We start from the raw sequence: 17,061 nt of genomic DNA on the forward strand, positions 1-17,061 counted from the left end.
CATCGGGTCCTCACGGCTCGGTCTGGGCGGTGTGTTGGGCCGGACCGGCATTGCGATTGCGCTGGCAGACCTTCACTTCGACTTCCTGCGGCGGGCTGCCTGCAGGCGGGCCCTGCAGCTCCAGGGACAGCAGGACCATGTCGGCCCAGTCCGAATCGGTGCGCAGCTCGAAGGCGAAGCGGCCATCGGTGTCGACAGTCTTCGGCTTGTCGAGCTTGAGGGTTTCGCGCCGGCCGTTGAGGTGCCAGAGGGTCGCTTGCATGGTTTTCACCGTGGGATCGGCGTAGCGCACATCCACCTGATACTGCGCGTTGCGCACGTTCTTCAGGCCACCGCCGCCATTGACCAGGACCTCGTTGGTGCCCGGCCGCAGCTTGGTCTTCGCCGAGAGCACCGCCGGCTTGCCGACGCAGCCGTTGTCGAGCATGGCGAACAGCTGCCGGTAGGTACTTTCCTGGTCGAGACGGTAGAGCGGGGAGAACTCCCAGATGATGATCTTCGGCGGGTTTTCGCGGAACTCCTTGCTACCCAGCAATTGCAGCAGGGCGCCTTCGAAGCCGCCGCCCGGTACGGCGGCGTTGTAGATGTCGGCGCTCAGGTATTCGGAGAGGAAGCCGTCGAAGTTGTAGTTCTGCGCGCTCTGGCTGGTACCAATCAGGTAGATCTGCGGATCGCCGGCCTCGCTGAACAGCGCTTCACCGTCGCTTGCGTCCTTGGGTTCGGTGGCGAACTGGTCCATGTACTCGATGGCATAACTGCCCCCGCAGAGCTGGGAGGCGACGTTGTGCAGCGTGCCTTTCTTGCCCATGCGCCCGACCACCTTGCTGGCGAATTCCCGCTTGGGAATGCCCTTGTAGGCGGGCATCTGCTTGACCGTCTCGGCCACCAGCTTGGCGGTGCGCTGTGCGCCATAGGGCGTCCAGTGCTGGTCGCCGCGGAAGAAGAAGGCGTGGTCTTCCTGCTCATTGGCCAGCACCGAAAGATCGGGAACGGTGTAACCCATGTCGCGGAAGCGACCGAGCATGGCGCGGTAGTTGGTCAGAGCGCGCTGGTAGTTGAAGCTGGCCATTTCCGCCGGGTCGAGCTTGTTGCGATTGATCAGGCCACGGGTCGGTTGATAGACCATCACCAGTTCGATGCCCTTGCGCTGGAAGGCGTCGTGCAGCTGTTGCAGGCGTCGATAGCCGGCGGAGGTGGTCTGGAACTCGGTGCGCAGGTCTTCGCGGGTGCGGAACAGCCAGTCGCCCTGGGCTTCCACCAGGGTGACGAAGTTCTGCTGGTAGCTGGTGGTGTAGCGGCTGGCGTCGTGCGCCGCCGGGCAGAGACTGCAGCAGGGTGCCGCGTGGTAGACCGGGCCCTCGGCCTGTACCGTGCCGGCTGTGGCGAGCAGCAGGAGCGCCAGTGGCAGGTGCATCGATTGGCTTGCGTTCATGGTGCTCAACCTCAGGGTTGAAGTTTGGTCCCACTGTCTACCAGGTCGATCCGGACGGCTTTCTGCTGGCGTACCAGCAGGTCGAGGATTTCTTCCTGGCGTTCGCCGAGAATGCCGCTGAAGGTGATGCCCGACGTCTTGCCCGGGATCGACATGTCCACCCGGTACAGCTCGAGGGACAGCGGCGTGTCCACCGCCAGCGGGCCGCTGCCGTTACCGGCAAGCTGGCCGCCGACCACGACCATCGACACCTTGGTTTCGTAAGGGTCGAGCTTGAGGTCGCGGTGCTGGTCGGTGAGGTCCTTGATATGCCCGTACACGCCGCTCAGGCCGTTGCCGAGGACGAGGTTCTCGTACAGGCGGATGTTCACGCTGTTGCGCAGGCGGATGCCGTGGCGCGTATTGCCGACGACCTTGTTGCCCCACAGGAGGTTGTTCGAACTCTCGTAGAGGGTGATGCCGTCGGCCTCGTTCTGGAACACCTCGTTATAGGCCAGCACGTTATTGGTGCTGTCGCGGTCGAGGACGATGCCGGAAATCTTGTTGTCGAAGATCTGGTTGTTGAAGATCCAGCTGTCGTTCACTTCGCGGGAAATGATCAGGCCGTGCTTCTTGTGGGTGCCGGAGATGGTGTTGTGGGCAATGATCAGGCGATGGGAACGGTCGTGGGGGTCGATGCCGTAGACCTGGTTGTCGCGGTAGGTGTTGCCCTTGATCACGACATCGTCGGCCTCGAAGCAATAGAAGCCGAACCACATGTCGCTGAATTCCGAGTCCAGCAACCAGGCGCTCGGCGCGGTGCGGCCCATGCGCTTGCGCATCGAGGGCGTGTACTGGGAAATGCTCAGGCCATAGGACTTGTCGCCGTTGTAGCCCAGGTTGCTGAAGCGGCTCTTGACGATATAGGTCTCGGTGCCACCCCAGGACAGCACGAACGGGCGGAACTCCTTGTCCTTGCGGAACACCGAAGCGGCGTTGGCCTTTTCATTCCAGCCGATGAGGGTGCTGTCGGTCACGAACAGCTTGCCGTCGTTGACCAGGAACGCGCCGCGGTCCTGGGACAGGCGCAGGGTCGTCTTGTCGATGTGCAGGGTGGCGCCGCGCGCAACGACTATGGGCAGGCGAGCCAGGTAGGTGTCGTCTCCGGTGGCGCGAAAATACTGTTTGGGCAGTTTCTTGGCCAGGGTCGCCAGGTCGACGTAACCGCCTTCGATGAAGATCGCCTGGGGCATGCCGCCCTGACGCCGAACCCATTCGGCGAGGCGGTTGTTGCCACCGACGAACTGCTTGAGGACAGGCTGCTGGAGCATCCGGCGGGTGCTGACGCGGCCAGGCTTGCTGCGCTTGATCTTGTCCTGGACAGCGTTGGCGGTGTAACCGGAAAGGTCAGGAAGCTTGGGCGCGCTGAGGGTCAGCTTTTCTGTGGGTGAACTGGTAACGGTGTAAGTCGGGGCCGGCGGGGCGGCCGCGGTGGTTTTCTTCGCGGAGGAAGAGCTCGGTGACGCGGCCAACACGATACTGGTCAGCAGTGAGCCGACCAGCAGGGGTAAGGCCAGGGAGCAGATATTGCGCCACCGGCTGTTCATTCATCACCCTCCCATCAGAAGCGCCAGATCACATCCACGAAGGCCCTGTGCATGCTGGAGTCGACGTTGCTGCCATCGTAGGCATCGCCCGCGAAGAACAGACCGCCACGGAAACGCACCAGCGCCGAGGGTTCGTCGATGGCCTGGCTCATGGATTCCGGCAACAGGCCTTCCTTGAAGTACTTGGTCAGCACCAGGTCGACCTCCTGGCCGATGTCCTTGTCGTCCGAGGTCAGCGCCGCGTTGATGCCGCTGTCACCCACCGGCTGGTCGCCATCGTCGCGCCAGAAGCGGTGGTAGACCAGGCTCGCGTCGTACTCATCGCGCAGCTGCCAGGAACCGAACAGGGTTGCGACCTGCAGGTTGCTCAGCTCGCCACGGAACGCCTCGCCGAAACGGTGCACCCGCGAACGCGTGCCGGTGAAGCTGTTGCGGTTGCTTTCCAGACCGGTCTGCTGGAAGTTCTCGTCGCCGTCATCACCGCCGCCACTGCCTTGTGCATAGGCAATGCCGGCCTGCCAGTTCGGATCGAGGCGGAAGCGCACGCCGAGGTCGGTACCCCAGGCACTGACATCGGCGCTCTGCTTGCCGCTGGCGATGGGTTGACCGCCGGGACCTGCGGCGGTCAGCAACTGGTCGCGGTCGCCATCCAGCCAGATCAGGCTGGCCCAGTAGTTGATCGCATTCTCGTTGCGCCAGTTGAAGGCATCGCTATTGGCTTGCAGGCCGACCCAGGTCAGGTCACCGGTGGTGTCCTTGTCCAGATCGTCGACGACTTCGCCGGGGCTCGGCAGGTCGCCGTCGTCACGGCTGTGGTGGACGTTGAGACCCACCCAGTGGCCCGGCGTCCATTGCGTGGCGATATCGCCGTAGATGTGCAGACGGTCTTCGTCTTCCGGCGCCAGCTCGTCGATATCAGTGCGGTACTCGGAGAAGCGCTCAGCCAGGCCCAGGTGCGCGCGGAGCAGGGTGGTATCGAAGGTCCAGTTCAGGGCTTCGATATTGGTGTCGCGCCAGAGGCTGTCGTCATTGCGCAGGCGCTGGCGGCCGAAGCGCATTTCCTCGCCGGGGTAGGCCGTAAGGCCGCCATAGCCGATCCAGAACTCGCGCATGGCCAGGTAGCTGTCGTCGGCCTGGCGATCGTTGTTACCGCCGCCACCGGTGTCTTCCTCGAGATCGGTGCTCTGCAGGGTGTCCGTTTCGATGGTGTCGGTAGCCGCCACCGCTTGCGCCATGGCGTAGGCGCTCCAGTCTCCCCGCTGGAAGAACAGCCACGGCCGCACATCGATACCTATACCACTGACATCCCCGCCGTTGCGGGTACCCAGGTCCCGGTCGTCTTCCGACTGGGCGGTGACCTTAATATCGACTCCAAATGGTTTTTCGGGTGCTTCCGCCCACGCTGAAGCGCCGTGAATCAGCGGAAGTGCCAGGCCAACGCGAATCCATTTTTCTAGTTTCATGGTCTTATCCAGTAGGGACGAAGGTCGGAGAAACTCCCGACGGCCGCCTGGCTGTCAGTACATCTCCCCATCTGCAGCAGCTCGTAGCATAGTGCCAGCGCCCCGAAACTGCTGTTCTTCTTGCAGTTTCTTCTGTGCGTCAGTTCTCTGGATCGGTGAAAGCTGCTGCCCCACCTGGGCGGCCAGCGCCGGCGCCTCGGCCCTGCCGGCCTGCACCGCGAGCTGGCTGAAGACATAGGCGTTGACCAGGTCGGCTTGCACGCCACGGCCCTGGCTGAACATCTGCGCCAGTGCGTAATCGGCGTTGGCATGCCCGCTACGGGCGGCGCGAAGCAGGTGATCCAGCGCCTTGTCCGGTTCGACCTCGCCGAGGAAGCCGCGCCGGTAGATCTGGCCAAGGTAATAGTCGGCGCTGGGCTCGGTGGGGGCGGCCTTGAGCAGGTGCTGCTCGGCCTTGGCCGGGTCCTGCGGCACCAGTTTGCCTTCGTAATAGAGCTTTCCGAGCAACAGTTCCGCGCGCGGCGAACCCGCTGCGCGACCGCGCTCGAGGTAATCCAGCATCTGGTCGACGTCGGCGGCTTCAGGGGCCTCGTACATTAGCCGGGCCAGGCTCACCCAGGCTTCGGGATAGGTCGGCGCGATGGGTTCCAGCAAGGCCTTGGCCGATTCCATGTCCGGCGGGCCGAGCGTTGGGTCGGTCATCACCCGCGCGACCGCGTCGAGCCGTTGGGGCGGGACCTGGCCGCTGCGGTATGCCGCTTGCAGCTTGGCGATCAGTGCCTTCTGTTTCTCCGGCTGCCCGCGCTTCTGGTAAACCGTTGCCAGTTCCACATAGCAGGCATCCTCTACCGCCAAGCGGGCCTCGCAGATACGTTCGATATCGTCCAGGTGCTGGTCGTAGGTCCCCTGTGCCCGGTAGAGCAGGATCTGTGCCATTTCCGCCTGTGGCTGGCCGTCGGCGCGCCACTGGCTGATCTGCTGCTGCATGTTGACCTCGGGGAAGGTCTGCGGATGCTGGACGTAGAGCACGGTCAGCGGCAGCACGGTATTGCGCTCGCCCGCGGCCATGGCGTCCTTCAGCAGGGTTTCGGCTTCGCGCTGTTCGGCTTCGGTAGAACCCGGTTTGCTGGCCAGCAGGCGCCCCAGTCGCGCGGCGGCACGGGGCGAATTGGCGGCGGCCTGGCGATAGGTGGCCTCGGCGGCACGCAGTTGCGCCGGGTCGCCGGATTGCAGCTGGATGTCGGCAAGCCCGACCTGGGCATCGACATAGCCGAGATCAGCGAGCTGCTGATAGTTCTGCAGGGCAGTGCCGGTATCGCCCCGGGCCATCGCCTCCTGGGCCAGGCGTTGGTCGGGAAGCCCGCTGCAGCCTGCCAGCCCCAGCGTGCCGAGTAGCAGCCAGATTGCGTGTGAACTAGTCACGGCTCAGTTCTCCAACGAGCCTGGAGGAGCGGACTTCGTCCATCAACCAGGCGAATGAGGGACCACGGCTGGCACTCACTTCCACCGGCCTGCCGACCAGGTCGTTATCCAGCGGCTCGTCAGGCTCGATGCGTACGCGGATGTCGGCGGTGAGGTCATTGCTGCGGGTAGGGTTCAGGTTGCTGCTGGTCACCCTGCCGGTGCGTGCCTGCGTTTCCCCGGCCACCGTGAAACTGATGCGGCTGCCGGGTGCAACCGAGTTCAGCTTGGAGTAGGGGAACAGCGCCTCGACGCTGGCGACGCTGCCGCGCGGTGCGAGTTCGAAGACCACATCCCCCTTGCTGGCGTACTGCCCGTCCGCCACCAGTTGGCGTACGAGTGTGCAGTTGCAGGGGCTGGTCAGTGTTCCCTTCATCTGCTGGCGCAACAGCTCTTCGATACGCGCCGGCTGGACATTGTTGTTCAGCTGGCCCTTGAGCAATTCCAGCATCGAGGTATTGAAGGTGGCGATGGGCGCACCTTTGCTCACCATCTGGTTCTCGCCGATCAGGCTCTGCACCACACCTTCGCGCGGCATGGTCACCTGGACGCTGGGCACGCTGACCTTGGCTGAGAGGGCGTGGGTGATGAAGTACAGCTCGTACAGGGACTTGCCGATGAAGCCGAAGGCCGCCAAGCCGATGGCCAGCACGGCCAGGCTGAGGATCAGGGCCTTCATCCGGCCGAGCATGCCCAGGCTCTTGCGGCCCTTGTCTCCACGGGCCGGGCTGAAATTGTTGCGCTGCAGGGTGGTCAACAACTCGCCGACGCTCACCAGCTCCCCGGAGAGGTGGGCGGTGATCAGGTGGCGCAGGGTAGTGATGTCCCGTGGATCGAGGTTGTGGAACTGGCACCCGACCCGGCCGCTGTCCGCGGCAATGGAGCGCACCTGGAACTCCACCGGCATGGTCAGGCCCAGGTTGTCGATGCTGAACACCAGCATTCCGTGCTGGTGATCACCGACCTTCAGCGTCGGTTTCACCGGCACGAAGCTGAACCCGCCGGCGGAAAGCTCCAGCAGGGGATGCTCTTCCTTCGGGCGATTCCTGAATGCGAAGCGAATCCTCGCGGGTATGCGAACCCGGGCATGCTGTCGCTGGATTTCCGATTCGTGTACGACGTTGAGGGCTGTGTTCATTAAGGTCTTCCTATCCCATGGGATGGTTCAAACCACCAGCAGCAGGGTGGCGACGAACAGACTGGCGGCCGAAAAGGTCATGGAGCGTGATGACCAGGTGTTGAACCAGTTCTGGAAACGGCCCAGGTCGCGGTTCAGCGTGGTTTGCTGGCGCGTCCAGGACTGACGGTCGAGGTGGAAGAACACGTAGATCTTCACGACCGCGCCGACCACCTGGTTGTAATAAAGGAGCAGGGGGTAGGCAGGGCCGATGTGATGGCCGGTGACGGACAGCAGCAGGGTCAGGATGAGTCGCGTCATGCCGATCCACAGCAGGTAGATCAGCAGGTAAACGATGCTGTACTTGAGGCTGGCGATGATCGCCACCGTCAGGCCGAGCAGGCAGGTCCACATCGATATGCGCTGGTCGAGCAGCACGACACTGGCGAACCAGCCGAGTTTCCGCGGGCCGAGCGCCATCGCCCGCGAGTTCTGTCGCAGGTTGTTGCCGTACCAGCGGAACATCAGTTTGCGGGTGGACTTGAAGAAGCTTTTTTCCGGCGGGTGCTCGACCGTGTTGATGGCGGCATCTGGCACATAGAAGGTCTCGTAGCCCAGCCGCATCAGACTGAACCAGCTGGACTTGTCGTCGCCGGTGAGGAAGCGGAAGCGTCCCAGGCGCCAGTGTTCGAGGTGATCATTCTCGACATCGGCAATGAACTCGGGATTGGTCACCACGGAGGCGCGGAACGCCGACATCCGCCCGGTCATGGTCAACACGCGCCGGGACAGGGCCATCGAGCACATATTGAGATGGCGCTGGGCGAAGCGCAGCTTGTGCCACTGGCTCATGAAGTAGCCGCCGCGGACCTCGCAGAATTCGTTGGTGGTGAGCCCGCCGACCTTGGGGAACAGGCGGAAGTACGGCACGGTCTTGGCGAATACGCCGGGTTCGAGGACGCTGTCACCGTCCACCACCATCACCACCGCCTCATCGTCCGGCAGGTGCCGGGAAATGGCGCGGAAGCCATTGGCGAGGCCATCACGCTTGCCGGTGCCGGCGATGCGTACGAAGTGCAGATTGACGGTGCTTGGCGGCGCGTAGTGGGTCCAGAGGCTGCGAATCAGCATCTCGTCCGACAGTTCGACGATGGAACAGATCAGGGTCGTCGGATGGCCATAGGCGATGGCTTCCTCGATGACGGAGCGGTAGACCTGGGCGGTGGTGAGGGCATCGATGCGGAAACTGGTGACCAGCACGCACACGTGTGGCGGGCTGTCGTTGGCCATGAGCCGTTTCGCCTGGTGCCGGTAGCGCGGAAAGAAAACGTAGAGGAACAAGGTTCCGCGCACGAAATGCACGAACCCCATGGAGTAACGCCAGATGCCGACAGCCCCGAGCAGCAGGACGAAGTCCCGGGAAAGGGGGTCGAACAGGGTTTGCGGAACGGCCAGGGCAAGACCCATTAGAAGGCTGAGGTAAAACAGCCAGCCTGCGGTATTGATGAAACCCTGTGTAAGCCTCTCCATTTGTCCGTGTCCATGAGCGGGTTCAGACAAGGCGAACGATCGCGTCGCCTACGGGTTCTGGCCTCCGCACTGTTCAACCGGTCGACTGCGATCTGCAGGCGCGGCACCGGGTGTTGCGGTCCACCTCGGCGCTGCCAGCAGATCCGAATACGTCGACGGGGCGGTGCACAGGCATGGCCAGCTGCGTGCACCGCCGCGTCATGTCATCACCAACAGATGCCTTCGCTGCTTTCGTTGCTGGTGTGCTCCATGAAGCCCACCAGATCGACGATGTTCTTGCCCTCGGGAACGTTCTGGGCAAGGGTGCGGAAGCGTTCATCGCCATTGCCGAGCACGATGATCTGCGCGTGCTCGATGACCCGGTCCAGGTCGCTGTCGAGCAACGAGGACACGTGCGGGATTTTCGACTCGATGTAGTCCTTGTTCGCCCCGTGGACCCGTGCGTACTCGACATTGGAGTCATAGATGCGCAAGTCGAAGCCCTTGCCGATCAACATTTCGGCGAGCTCCACCAACGGGCTTTCGCGCAGGTCATCGGTGCCCGCCTTGAAACTCAGGCCGAGCAGGGCGACCTTGCGCTTGTCGTGGGCGGCGATCAGGTCGAAGGCATGCCGCACCTGCACGCCATTGCTGTGCATCAGTGCGCCAATGAGTGGCGACTCGAGGTCCAGTTGCCCTGCGCGGTAGGAGAGGGCGCGCACGTCCTTGGGCAGGCAGGAGCCGCCGAAGGCGAAGCCCGGACGCATGTAGTACCTGGAAAGGTTGAGTCGCTGGTCCCGGCAGACCACGTCCATCACTTCACGGCCGTCGACCCCCACCGCCTTGGCGATGTTGCCGATCTCATTGGCGAAGGTGACCTTGGTCGCATGCCAGACATTGCAGGTGTACTTGATCAGTTCCGCGACATCGATGCTCTTGCGCACGATGGGGGCGTCGAGCTCTTTGTAGAGGGACTCCAGCACGTCGCCGGAATGGCGGTCCAGCTCACCGATCACCGTCATTGGCGGGAAGTTGTAATCCTGGATCGCAGTGCTTTCCCGGAGGAACTCGGGGTTGACCGCAATACCGAAATCAACCCCGGCCTGCTTGCCCGAGCAGTCTTCGATGATCGGGATGACCACATTCCTGACCGTTCCGGGCAACACGGTGCTGCGCACCACTATCGTGTGGAACTCGGCCTTGTCGCGGATGGCGAAACCGATTTCGCGGCAGACGCCTTCGATGTAATTGAGCGACAGATCGCCATTCTTCTTGCTGGGCGTGCCAACGCAGATGAGGGAGACGTCACTGGAGGAAACTGCTTCGAATACGTCGACGGTGCCGCGCAAATTACCGTTCTGGGTGCCCTGTTGCAGAAGTTCTTGCAGCCCCGGCTCGACGATGGGTGACTTTCCCTGGTTGATCAACTCCACTTTTGCGGAAGAAACATCTACACCTATTACTTGATGGCCCCGTGATGCCAAACAGCCGGCACAAACCGCCCCTACATACCCGAGTCCAAAAATGCTCAGTCGCATTTCCTCTTCTCCTTGTTCTACTTGTCATTGAAATCAAGCATCTGGCGCCGAACAAAGTTCAAATAAAAGTCTACCCGGCGCACGTATCTGTCAGTTCATGCGCGCAATATTTTCAAACTGATCAGCAAGGTAAGTAACAGGGTCGCGAAGTGAGCTTCCGCCATATTACTTATTGCTCTTGTTGTCGCTCTTTTGGTGAACGCGTAAGGCATTTTCTCCTTAGGGTGAGGGCGGGTCGAATTATAGATGTGTGAGTGACGCCAGAGCGGCAAAGTTCAGGCCGCGTGTCGTCGTTCTTAAAACAAATCGCTATCGTCTCTAGTGCCGCAAGAAAGGAACGGCAGCGCCCCAAAAACCGAAGGATTCCAGGGTTTTAGTGGGTGATTACTGGGGCGGCGGCGCCATGGAAATATTATTGGCAGCAAGTGCGATAAATTCTTTTGGCGCCATTATTCAAGCGACTTCCCGGTCGCTTCGGTATCAAGCTGCGTTTTATATGTTGGCTGCGGGTGAATAGGAGCCTTTTTTGCAAGTTGTATCTTTTTCGATACAACTTGAAGTACTCCGAAATAGTTCCAGAAATCTTTTAAACGGTTGTGCGCCGTTGGACTAGAAGCTCGCGTCGACGAGCGCTGGGTGTCACGTCGAACCAGCGGCGGCAGGCACGGTTGAACACGCTCTGTTCGCTGTAACCGAGCATGCCGGCGATCTGTGACAGGGGAATATCGCGCTCCGTCAGGTAGAAGTCGGCGCGTTCTCGACGGATTTCCTCCACCAGGTCCTCGAATCGGTGACCCAGTTCGGCCAGTTGCCGCTGCAGCGTGCGCTCATGCAGGCCGAGTTGCTCGGCCACCAGGGGAAGGCGGCACTGCTGGGTTGGCAGCAAGCGAAGCACCAGTCGGCGGACATGTTCCAGCAGATCCGATGAACCCAGCAGATGCACCTGGCTGAGGTACTGCACAAGGGCGCGGTGCAGCGCCGGATCATGCTTCTCGATGCGCTGGGCCAGCTGACGCTCGGTCACCACCAGTGCATTGCAGGGTTGGCCGAGATAGGCCTCGCAACCGAAGTAACGCCGGTAGCGTGCCAGCGGCAGTGAACTGCTGCCGGAGAGCTGCACCGCCCGGGCGCTGAAGCTCGGTCCGCAGAGCAGCTTCATGGTGCTGTGCGCAACGCCCATGGCCAGTTCCACCATTTGCCGCTGCGGGCCGCGCATGCGCAGCTCGATGACCAGGCGCGGCGCATCCGGCTCGCTGCGGTCCAGGTCGAGGTGGATGCCGGAGCTGTGGTAGCCGATGAAACGAATGATCTCCCCCAGGGCATGGCCAACCGTCACGGCGTTGCGGGCAATCAGCGCAATCGGACCGAGCACGACGAGGCTCTGGTATTCGGCCATGCGCAGGCCGAAGTCAGGGCAGTCCAGCGTCTCGGCCGAGTACTCCAGCAGATCGATGAGGGATCGGAAGGGCACCCGGGCATCCTCGTCGTCGAGCAGTTCCGGACGGATGCGGAAACGCGAGAGGAGGAGGGCAGGGTCATGTCCGAGCTGGCTGACGAGTTCACGAAAGCCGCCGAACGAGGTGGTTCTAATGAAGGGTTCCATGTCGCCCAAGATCAATTAAGTGTCATGAAAGATCAATCCTTATCTGGCCGAAGCGTCGAAAAATCCAATGGCTACTCCCCACTTCGGAGCAAACCATGGAGTTCGACTACATCATCGTCGGTGCCGGCTCGGCCGGCTGCGTGCTGGCCAATCGTCTGAGTGCCGACCCCAGCGTTTCCGTGTGCTTGCTCGAAGCCGGCCCACGTGACTGGTCGCCGCTGATCCATGCGCCGGCCGGCGTCGCCGCCATCCTGCCCACCCGCCACGTCAACTGGGCATTCGATACCGTGCCGCAACCGGGCCTGGGCAATCGCCGTGGCTACCAGCCACGGGGCAAGGTGCTCGGCGGCAGCAGTTCGATCAACGGCATGATCTACATCCGTGGCCATCACAGCGACTACGACGAATGGGCCGCCCTCGGCAATGACGGCTGGTCCTTTGCCGAGGTGCTCCCGTACTTCCGCAAGAGCCAACTGCACCACCGCGGCGCAAGCGATTTCCATGGCGGGGAGGGTGAGCTCTACGTCGGCCAGGTCGAGGCCCATGCCGCCACCCAGGCCTTCATCGAAGCCGGGCAGAAAGCCGGGCATCGCTACAACGCTGACTTCAATGGCGCCGAGCAGGAAGGCATCGGCCAGTACGACGTGACCATCCGCGATGGCCGCCGCTGGAGCACCGCTACGGCCTTCCTCAAACCCATCCGCGACCAGCGCAGCAATCTCACCGTACTGACCGGCGCCCATGCCGAGCGCATCCTGCTGAAGGGCAAGCAGGCAACTGGCGTGCAGGTCCGCGTCAAAGGCAGCTCACTGTCGCTGAAGGCCCGCCGGGAGGTGCTGCTCAGCACCGGCGCGTTCGGCAGTCCACAACTGCTGATGCTCTCGGGTATCGGCCCGGAATCCGAACTCAAGCCCCTGGGCATTGCCGTACAACACGAAATGCCCGGCGTGGGGCAGAACCTGCAGGATCACCCCGACGTGGTCCTCGGCTACCAGAGCACCGACAACTCCCTGATGGGCTATTCCCTGGGCGGCAGCCTGAAGATGGGTTCGGCCCTGGCCCAGTACCTCGCGCGCAGGCGCGGTCCGCTGGCCAGCAACTTCGCCGAAGGCGGTGGCTTCCTCAAGACGCGCGAGGACCTGATCCGGCCGGACATCCAGTTGCACTCGGTGGTGAGCCTGCTGGACGACCACAACCGCAAGATGCACTGGGGCCACGGCTTCAGCTGCCACGTCTGTGTGCTGCGGCCCAAGAGCATCGGCAGCGTCGGCCTGCAATCGGCCGACCCGGCAGCCCCGCCGCGCATCGATCCGAATTTCCTCGGCGACGACGATGACGTGCAGACCCTGCTCAAGGGCTATCGCATGGCCCGCGAGATCGTTGCCCAGGCGCCCATGGCGCGTTTCGGCCTCAGGGACAAGTTCAGCGACGGCCTGCACAGCGACGAGCAACTGATCGACCTGCTGCGCCGCCGCACCGACTCCATCTATCACCCCGTGGGCACCTGCCGCATGGGTAATGACGAGCATGCGGTGGTGGATAGCCAGTTGCGTGTGCGGGGCATCCAGGGCCTGCGGGTCGTGGACGCTTCGATCATGCCGACCCTGGTCGGCGGCAACACCAATGCACCCACCATCATGATCGCCGAGCGCGCGGCGGAATGGATCGCGCGTCCCCAATAACAACAACGAGGAAGCATTTCATGCACCGACCCCTACGACGTCTCGCGGCCGCTGGCCTCTGCTTCACACTGCTGGCCAGCGCTATCGCCCAGGCTGCACCAGTACCTGCCAAACCGGCCACCGAAACGACGCGTGCCGTCAACCAGGCTGTGCTGGACAAGTTGCCCTTCGCCGACCGCGAGGACTTTGCCAATGCCGAGCGCGGGTTCATCGCCAAGCCCGAGACGCTGACCATCAAGGACGCCAGCGGCAAGGTGGTCTGGGACCTGGAGAGTTACAAGAAATTCATCGCGCTGGACACCCCGGCACCTGACACCGTCAACCCCAGCCTCTGGCGCAATGCCCAGTTGAACGTGCAGTACGGCCTGTTCAAGGTGACCGACCGCATCTACCAGGTGCGTGGCTATGACGTCTCCAACATCACCTTCATCCAGGGTGACACCGGCTGGATCGTGTTCGACCCGCTGCTGAGCAAGGAAACTGCGAAAGCCGCCTTCGACCTGGTCACCGAGCATCTGGGCAAGAAGCCCGTGGTCGGGGTGGTCTACAGCCATTCCCACATCGACCACTTCGGCGGCGTCCGCGGGATAGTCGACGAGGCCGACGTCAAGGCCGGCAAGGTGCGGATCGTCGCCCCCGAAGAGTTCTCCGAGCACGCCGTCAGCGAAAACGTCATCGCTGGCAACGCCATGGCCCGCCGTGCGGTGTACATGTTCGGCGCGCTGCTGCCGCGCAATGCCCAGGGCGGTGTGAATGCCGGGCTCGGCCAGACCGTTTCGACCGGGACCACGTCGCTGATCCAGCCCACCGAATTCGTCTCGAAAACCGGCCAGGAAGTGACCATCGATGGCGTCCGGATGGTGTTCCAGATGACCCCGGGTACCGAAGCGCCGGTGGAAATGCACACCTGGTTCCCGCAGTTCAAGGCGCTGTGGATGGCGGAGAACACGACCAACACCATGCACAACATTGTGACCCTGCGCGGCGCGCAGGTGCGCGATGCCCTGCAATGGTCCAAATACATCGGCGAAGCCATCGATCTCTACGGCGACCAGGCCGAAGTGAAGTTCCAGAGCCACCACTGGCCGGTCTGGGGCAACGCGCAGATCGACGATTACCTGAAGAAGCAGCGGGCCATCTACAAGTACATCCACGACCAGACCGTGCGCATGATGAACGAGGGCCTGACCAGCGAAGAAATCGCCGAGGCGATCAAGCTGCCGCCGGAGCTGGAGTCCTTCTGGCCGGGGCGTGGCTACTACGGCACCCTCAAGCACAATTCCAAGGCGGTCTATCAGCGCTACATGGGCTGGTACGACGGCAACCCGGTGAACCTCGACAAGCTGCCGCCGCAGCCGGCGGCGAAGAAGTACGTCGAATACATGGGCGGCTCGGCCGAGGTGCTGAAGAAGGCCAGGGCTGACTTCGCCAAGGGCGAGTACCGCTGGGTGGCCGAAGCGGCGAAGCAGGTGGTGTTCGCCGAACCGGACAACACCGAGGCCAAGAACCTGATGGCTGATGCTTTCGAGCAGATGGGCTACCAGGCCGAGTCCGGTCCCTGGCGTTCGGTTTACTTGCAGGGCGCCTATGAGCTGCGTAACGGCGTGCCGACCCTGGGCAACACGGTCACCGCCAGCCCGGACGTGATCCAGGCCATGACTCCGGAAATGCTCTTCGACTACCTGGCCGTGCGCCTGAATGGCGAGCGCGCGGCGGGCAAGAAGCTGGTGCTCAACTTTAACTTCACCGACCTCGGCAAGCACTACGCCCTGACCGTGGAGAATGGCGTACTCACGTACGAGCCCACGGCCAGCGACAAGGCTGATGTGGGCCTGACCATGCGCAAGGGCACTCTGGAAGACATCCAGCTGGGCAAGGCGACCCTGGAGCAGAAAGTGGCCTCTGGTGAGCTGAAATTCGACGGTCGCCAGCAGGCCTTTGGTGAGTTCATGGGGTTGCTCGACACGTTCAACTTCTGGTTCAACATCGTCACGCCATGAGGCTCGCGACAGTCGGTCTGGCGGCGCTGCTATGCAGCGTCGCCCCGGCCAGCCTGGCCTGCGGCTACGACGGCATGGCAATGGACCTGAGCCTGGCGCACCCGGCGTCGCTGGGGGTGGCGCTTGCCGTCAACCAGGCCTATCAGGACAAGCTGATCGCCAAGCCCTTGCCGCTGCCCGGCGGCTTCGGCATGCGCCGCGCCCTCAAGGCCCTGGATCGTGTTGCCAACCTGCTGCCGCCGAGCGGGGAAGACTTCAGCCTGCTGTTGGTGGAGCCAGGGCTGTGGACGCGCTTCGAGCTACGCGATGGCCATTGGCGGTTTACCCCGCACACCGTCGCTCCGGCCGCAGGCGAGAACGCGGTAATAGTCGGGGAGGGGATTCTGCTGGCGTTGCTGGATGGCAAGCTGAACGGGCCGCAGGCCCTGGAGCGTGGGTTGGTGCATATGGAAGGCAACCTTCAGGCTTGGCCGTCGGGCTCAACGTCGAACATGTAGGAGCGAGGGGGGCGCCGAGTTCTTGCTCGCGAACAGCCCGGGCGCGATCTTTTTCGCGAGCAAGCTCGCTCCTACAAACAGCATGGGTTTCGCAAGCTCAACCCATCCTACGTTGCTGCGAATTGAGGGTGTTATCAGGCCCGTGCGGAACTTGAATAACACGGCCGTTCGTCCATTACTGGGAAAAACATGAAACCACCGGCTGTGCTTGTTACTCAGTGAGAGTGTCAGCCACATGGTCATCTTTCCCGCTTTGCCAGGATCGGTAGCCGCTACGGCCGGGGAGTCATATGCCAACGAGCGCGCTTTCGCTTGCTCGCCAACTGAGGAGGTGCATATGCCCAGGAAGCCCCCGACCAACTTGGCGTCCTTTCTCAAGGGCATGCACTTTCCCGCTGGCCGGGCCCAGATGATCGAGTGCGCTCGGCAACAGGGGGTTCCCCCGAAGGTGATGGAGGCATTGGAAAGCCTGCCGGACCAGGAGTACCAGAGCATGGCGGACGTGATGCAAGGATACTGCGCCGCCGAATGACCGGCGTTGCGCCATCCCCGCGGTGGCGGTGGGAAGTCGCGGGAGGCGGTCCGCCAGGAGAGCGACGTGAAAACTCATATCGTGCATTTCACGGCCCCGATCAACTCGTACACCTGTGGCCAGTTGATCGACAAATGTACCCAGGCGATCCAGCAAGGCGCTGACGAACTGGTCATCAAGATCGCGACCATGGGGGGGGAGTGCAGCTATGGCTTCTCCCTGTACAACTTCCTCATTGGGCTGCCAGTGCCGGTCAAGACGCACAACCTCGGCACGGTCGAATCCATGGGAAACATCATCTTCCTCGCCGGCGAGTACCGGACGGCCTGCCATTACAGCAAGTTTCTCCTGCACCCCTTCCACTGGACCTTGAATGGCGCGGTCGACCACGCGCGCATCTCCGAATATGCGATGAGCCTCGACTACGACCTGCTGCTGTACTCCAGCATTGTCGACGAGCGCACCCGAGGAGCCGCTACGCCGATCAATGTCCTGGAATGCCTGACGGCGTCCCCGAAGATTCTCAATGCGGAGGACGCGCTCGAAGCCGGGCTGATCCACGCGGTCGACTGCATCGGCATGCCGCCCGAGTCGGTGAGCTGGTGCGTGCATTCCTGATGGCTCTGCACGCTCGTGAAGCC

The 17,061-nt window shown here is 62.6% G+C and carries 13 protein-coding genes; 5 read left to right on the forward strand and 8 right to left on the reverse strand.

Features of this window, described 5'->3' with window-relative positions; all coding sequences use genetic code 11:
- Window positions 1-10: 10 nt before the first annotated feature.
- The 8 genes from DM872_RS06210 to DM872_RS06245 all read right to left on the reverse strand — a co-directional run bounded on the left by DM872_RS06210 (window position 11) and on the right by DM872_RS06245 (window position 11,709).
- The gene (locus tag DM872_RS06210; RefSeq protein ID WP_179058634.1) at window positions 11-1,432 is read right to left on the reverse strand and encodes an alginate O-acetyltransferase; all 1,422 of its coding nucleotides are present in this window, start codon (window positions 1,430-1,432) and stop codon (window positions 11-13) included.
- Window positions 1,433-1,443: 11 nt separating this feature from the next.
- A complete protein-coding gene (algG, locus tag DM872_RS06215) occupies window positions 1,444-3,018 on the reverse strand; it encodes a mannuronan 5-epimerase AlgG (protein ID WP_179058635.1) in 1,575 nt (524 codons plus the stop codon).
- 14 nt (window positions 3,019-3,032) lie between these two features.
- Complete coding sequence (locus DM872_RS06220; RefSeq protein WP_179058636.1) at window positions 3,033-4,481, reverse strand: alginate export family protein; 1,449 nt, start codon at window positions 4,479-4,481, stop codon at window positions 3,033-3,035.
- Between the two features lie 54 nt (window positions 4,482-4,535).
- A complete protein-coding gene (gene algK, locus DM872_RS06225; protein ID WP_373273685.1) occupies window positions 4,536-5,903 on the reverse strand; it encodes an alginate biosynthesis TPR repeat lipoprotein AlgK in 1,368 nt (455 codons plus the stop codon).
- Entirely contained in the window at window positions 5,896-7,080 is a 1,185-nt protein-coding gene (locus DM872_RS06230) for a PilZ domain-containing protein (RefSeq protein ID WP_179058637.1), read from the reverse strand. The genes algK and DM872_RS06230 overlap by 8 nt, the downstream gene beginning before the upstream one ends.
- Window positions 7,081-7,107: 27 nt before the next feature.
- Window positions 7,108-8,589 (reverse strand): glycosyltransferase family 2 protein, encoded by a 1,482-nt coding sequence (locus DM872_RS06235; RefSeq protein ID WP_179058638.1) that lies wholly within the window; start codon window positions 8,587-8,589, stop codon window positions 7,108-7,110.
- A 206-nt stretch (window positions 8,590-8,795) separates the two neighbouring features.
- A complete protein-coding gene (locus tag DM872_RS06240; RefSeq protein ID WP_179058639.1) occupies window positions 8,796-10,106 on the reverse strand; it encodes a nucleotide sugar dehydrogenase in 1,311 nt (436 codons plus the stop codon).
- Between the two features lie 586 nt (window positions 10,107-10,692).
- Complete coding sequence (locus DM872_RS06245; RefSeq protein ID WP_179058640.1) at window positions 10,693-11,709, reverse strand: AraC family transcriptional regulator; 1,017 nt, start codon at window positions 11,707-11,709, stop codon at window positions 10,693-10,695.
- Between the two features lie 95 nt (window positions 11,710-11,804).
- On the opposite strand from DM872_RS06245, the gene DM872_RS06250 reads away from it, so the two are divergent.
- From DM872_RS06250 to DM872_RS06270, 5 genes are all read left to right on the forward strand, one after another.
- Entirely contained in the window at window positions 11,805-13,391 is a 1,587-nt protein-coding gene (locus tag DM872_RS06250; protein ID WP_179058641.1) for a GMC family oxidoreductase, read from the forward strand.
- Window positions 13,392-13,411: 20 nt separating this feature from the next.
- Entirely contained in the window at window positions 13,412-15,391 is a 1,980-nt protein-coding gene (locus tag DM872_RS06255) for an alkyl/aryl-sulfatase (protein ID WP_179058642.1), read from the forward strand.
- Entirely contained in the window at window positions 15,388-15,888 is a 501-nt protein-coding gene (locus DM872_RS06260) for a hypothetical protein (protein ID WP_179058643.1), read from the forward strand. The genes DM872_RS06255 and DM872_RS06260 overlap by 4 nt, the downstream gene beginning before the upstream one ends.
- 337 nt (window positions 15,889-16,225) lie before the next feature.
- The gene (locus DM872_RS06265) at window positions 16,226-16,420 is read left to right on the forward strand and encodes a DUF2795 domain-containing protein (protein WP_179058644.1); all 195 of its coding nucleotides are present in this window, start codon (window positions 16,226-16,228) and stop codon (window positions 16,418-16,420) included.
- A 66-nt stretch (window positions 16,421-16,486) separates the two neighbouring features.
- Window positions 16,487-17,038, forward strand: coding sequence for an ATP-dependent Clp protease proteolytic subunit (locus DM872_RS06270; protein ID WP_179058645.1), 552 nt, complete (start codon window positions 16,487-16,489; stop codon window positions 17,036-17,038).
- Window positions 17,039-17,061: the final 23 nt, after the last annotated feature.

Source organism: Pseudomonas taiwanensis (genome assembly GCF_013393345.1).
GTDB lineage: Bacteria > Pseudomonadota > Gammaproteobacteria > Pseudomonadales > Pseudomonadaceae > Metapseudomonas > Metapseudomonas resinovorans_C.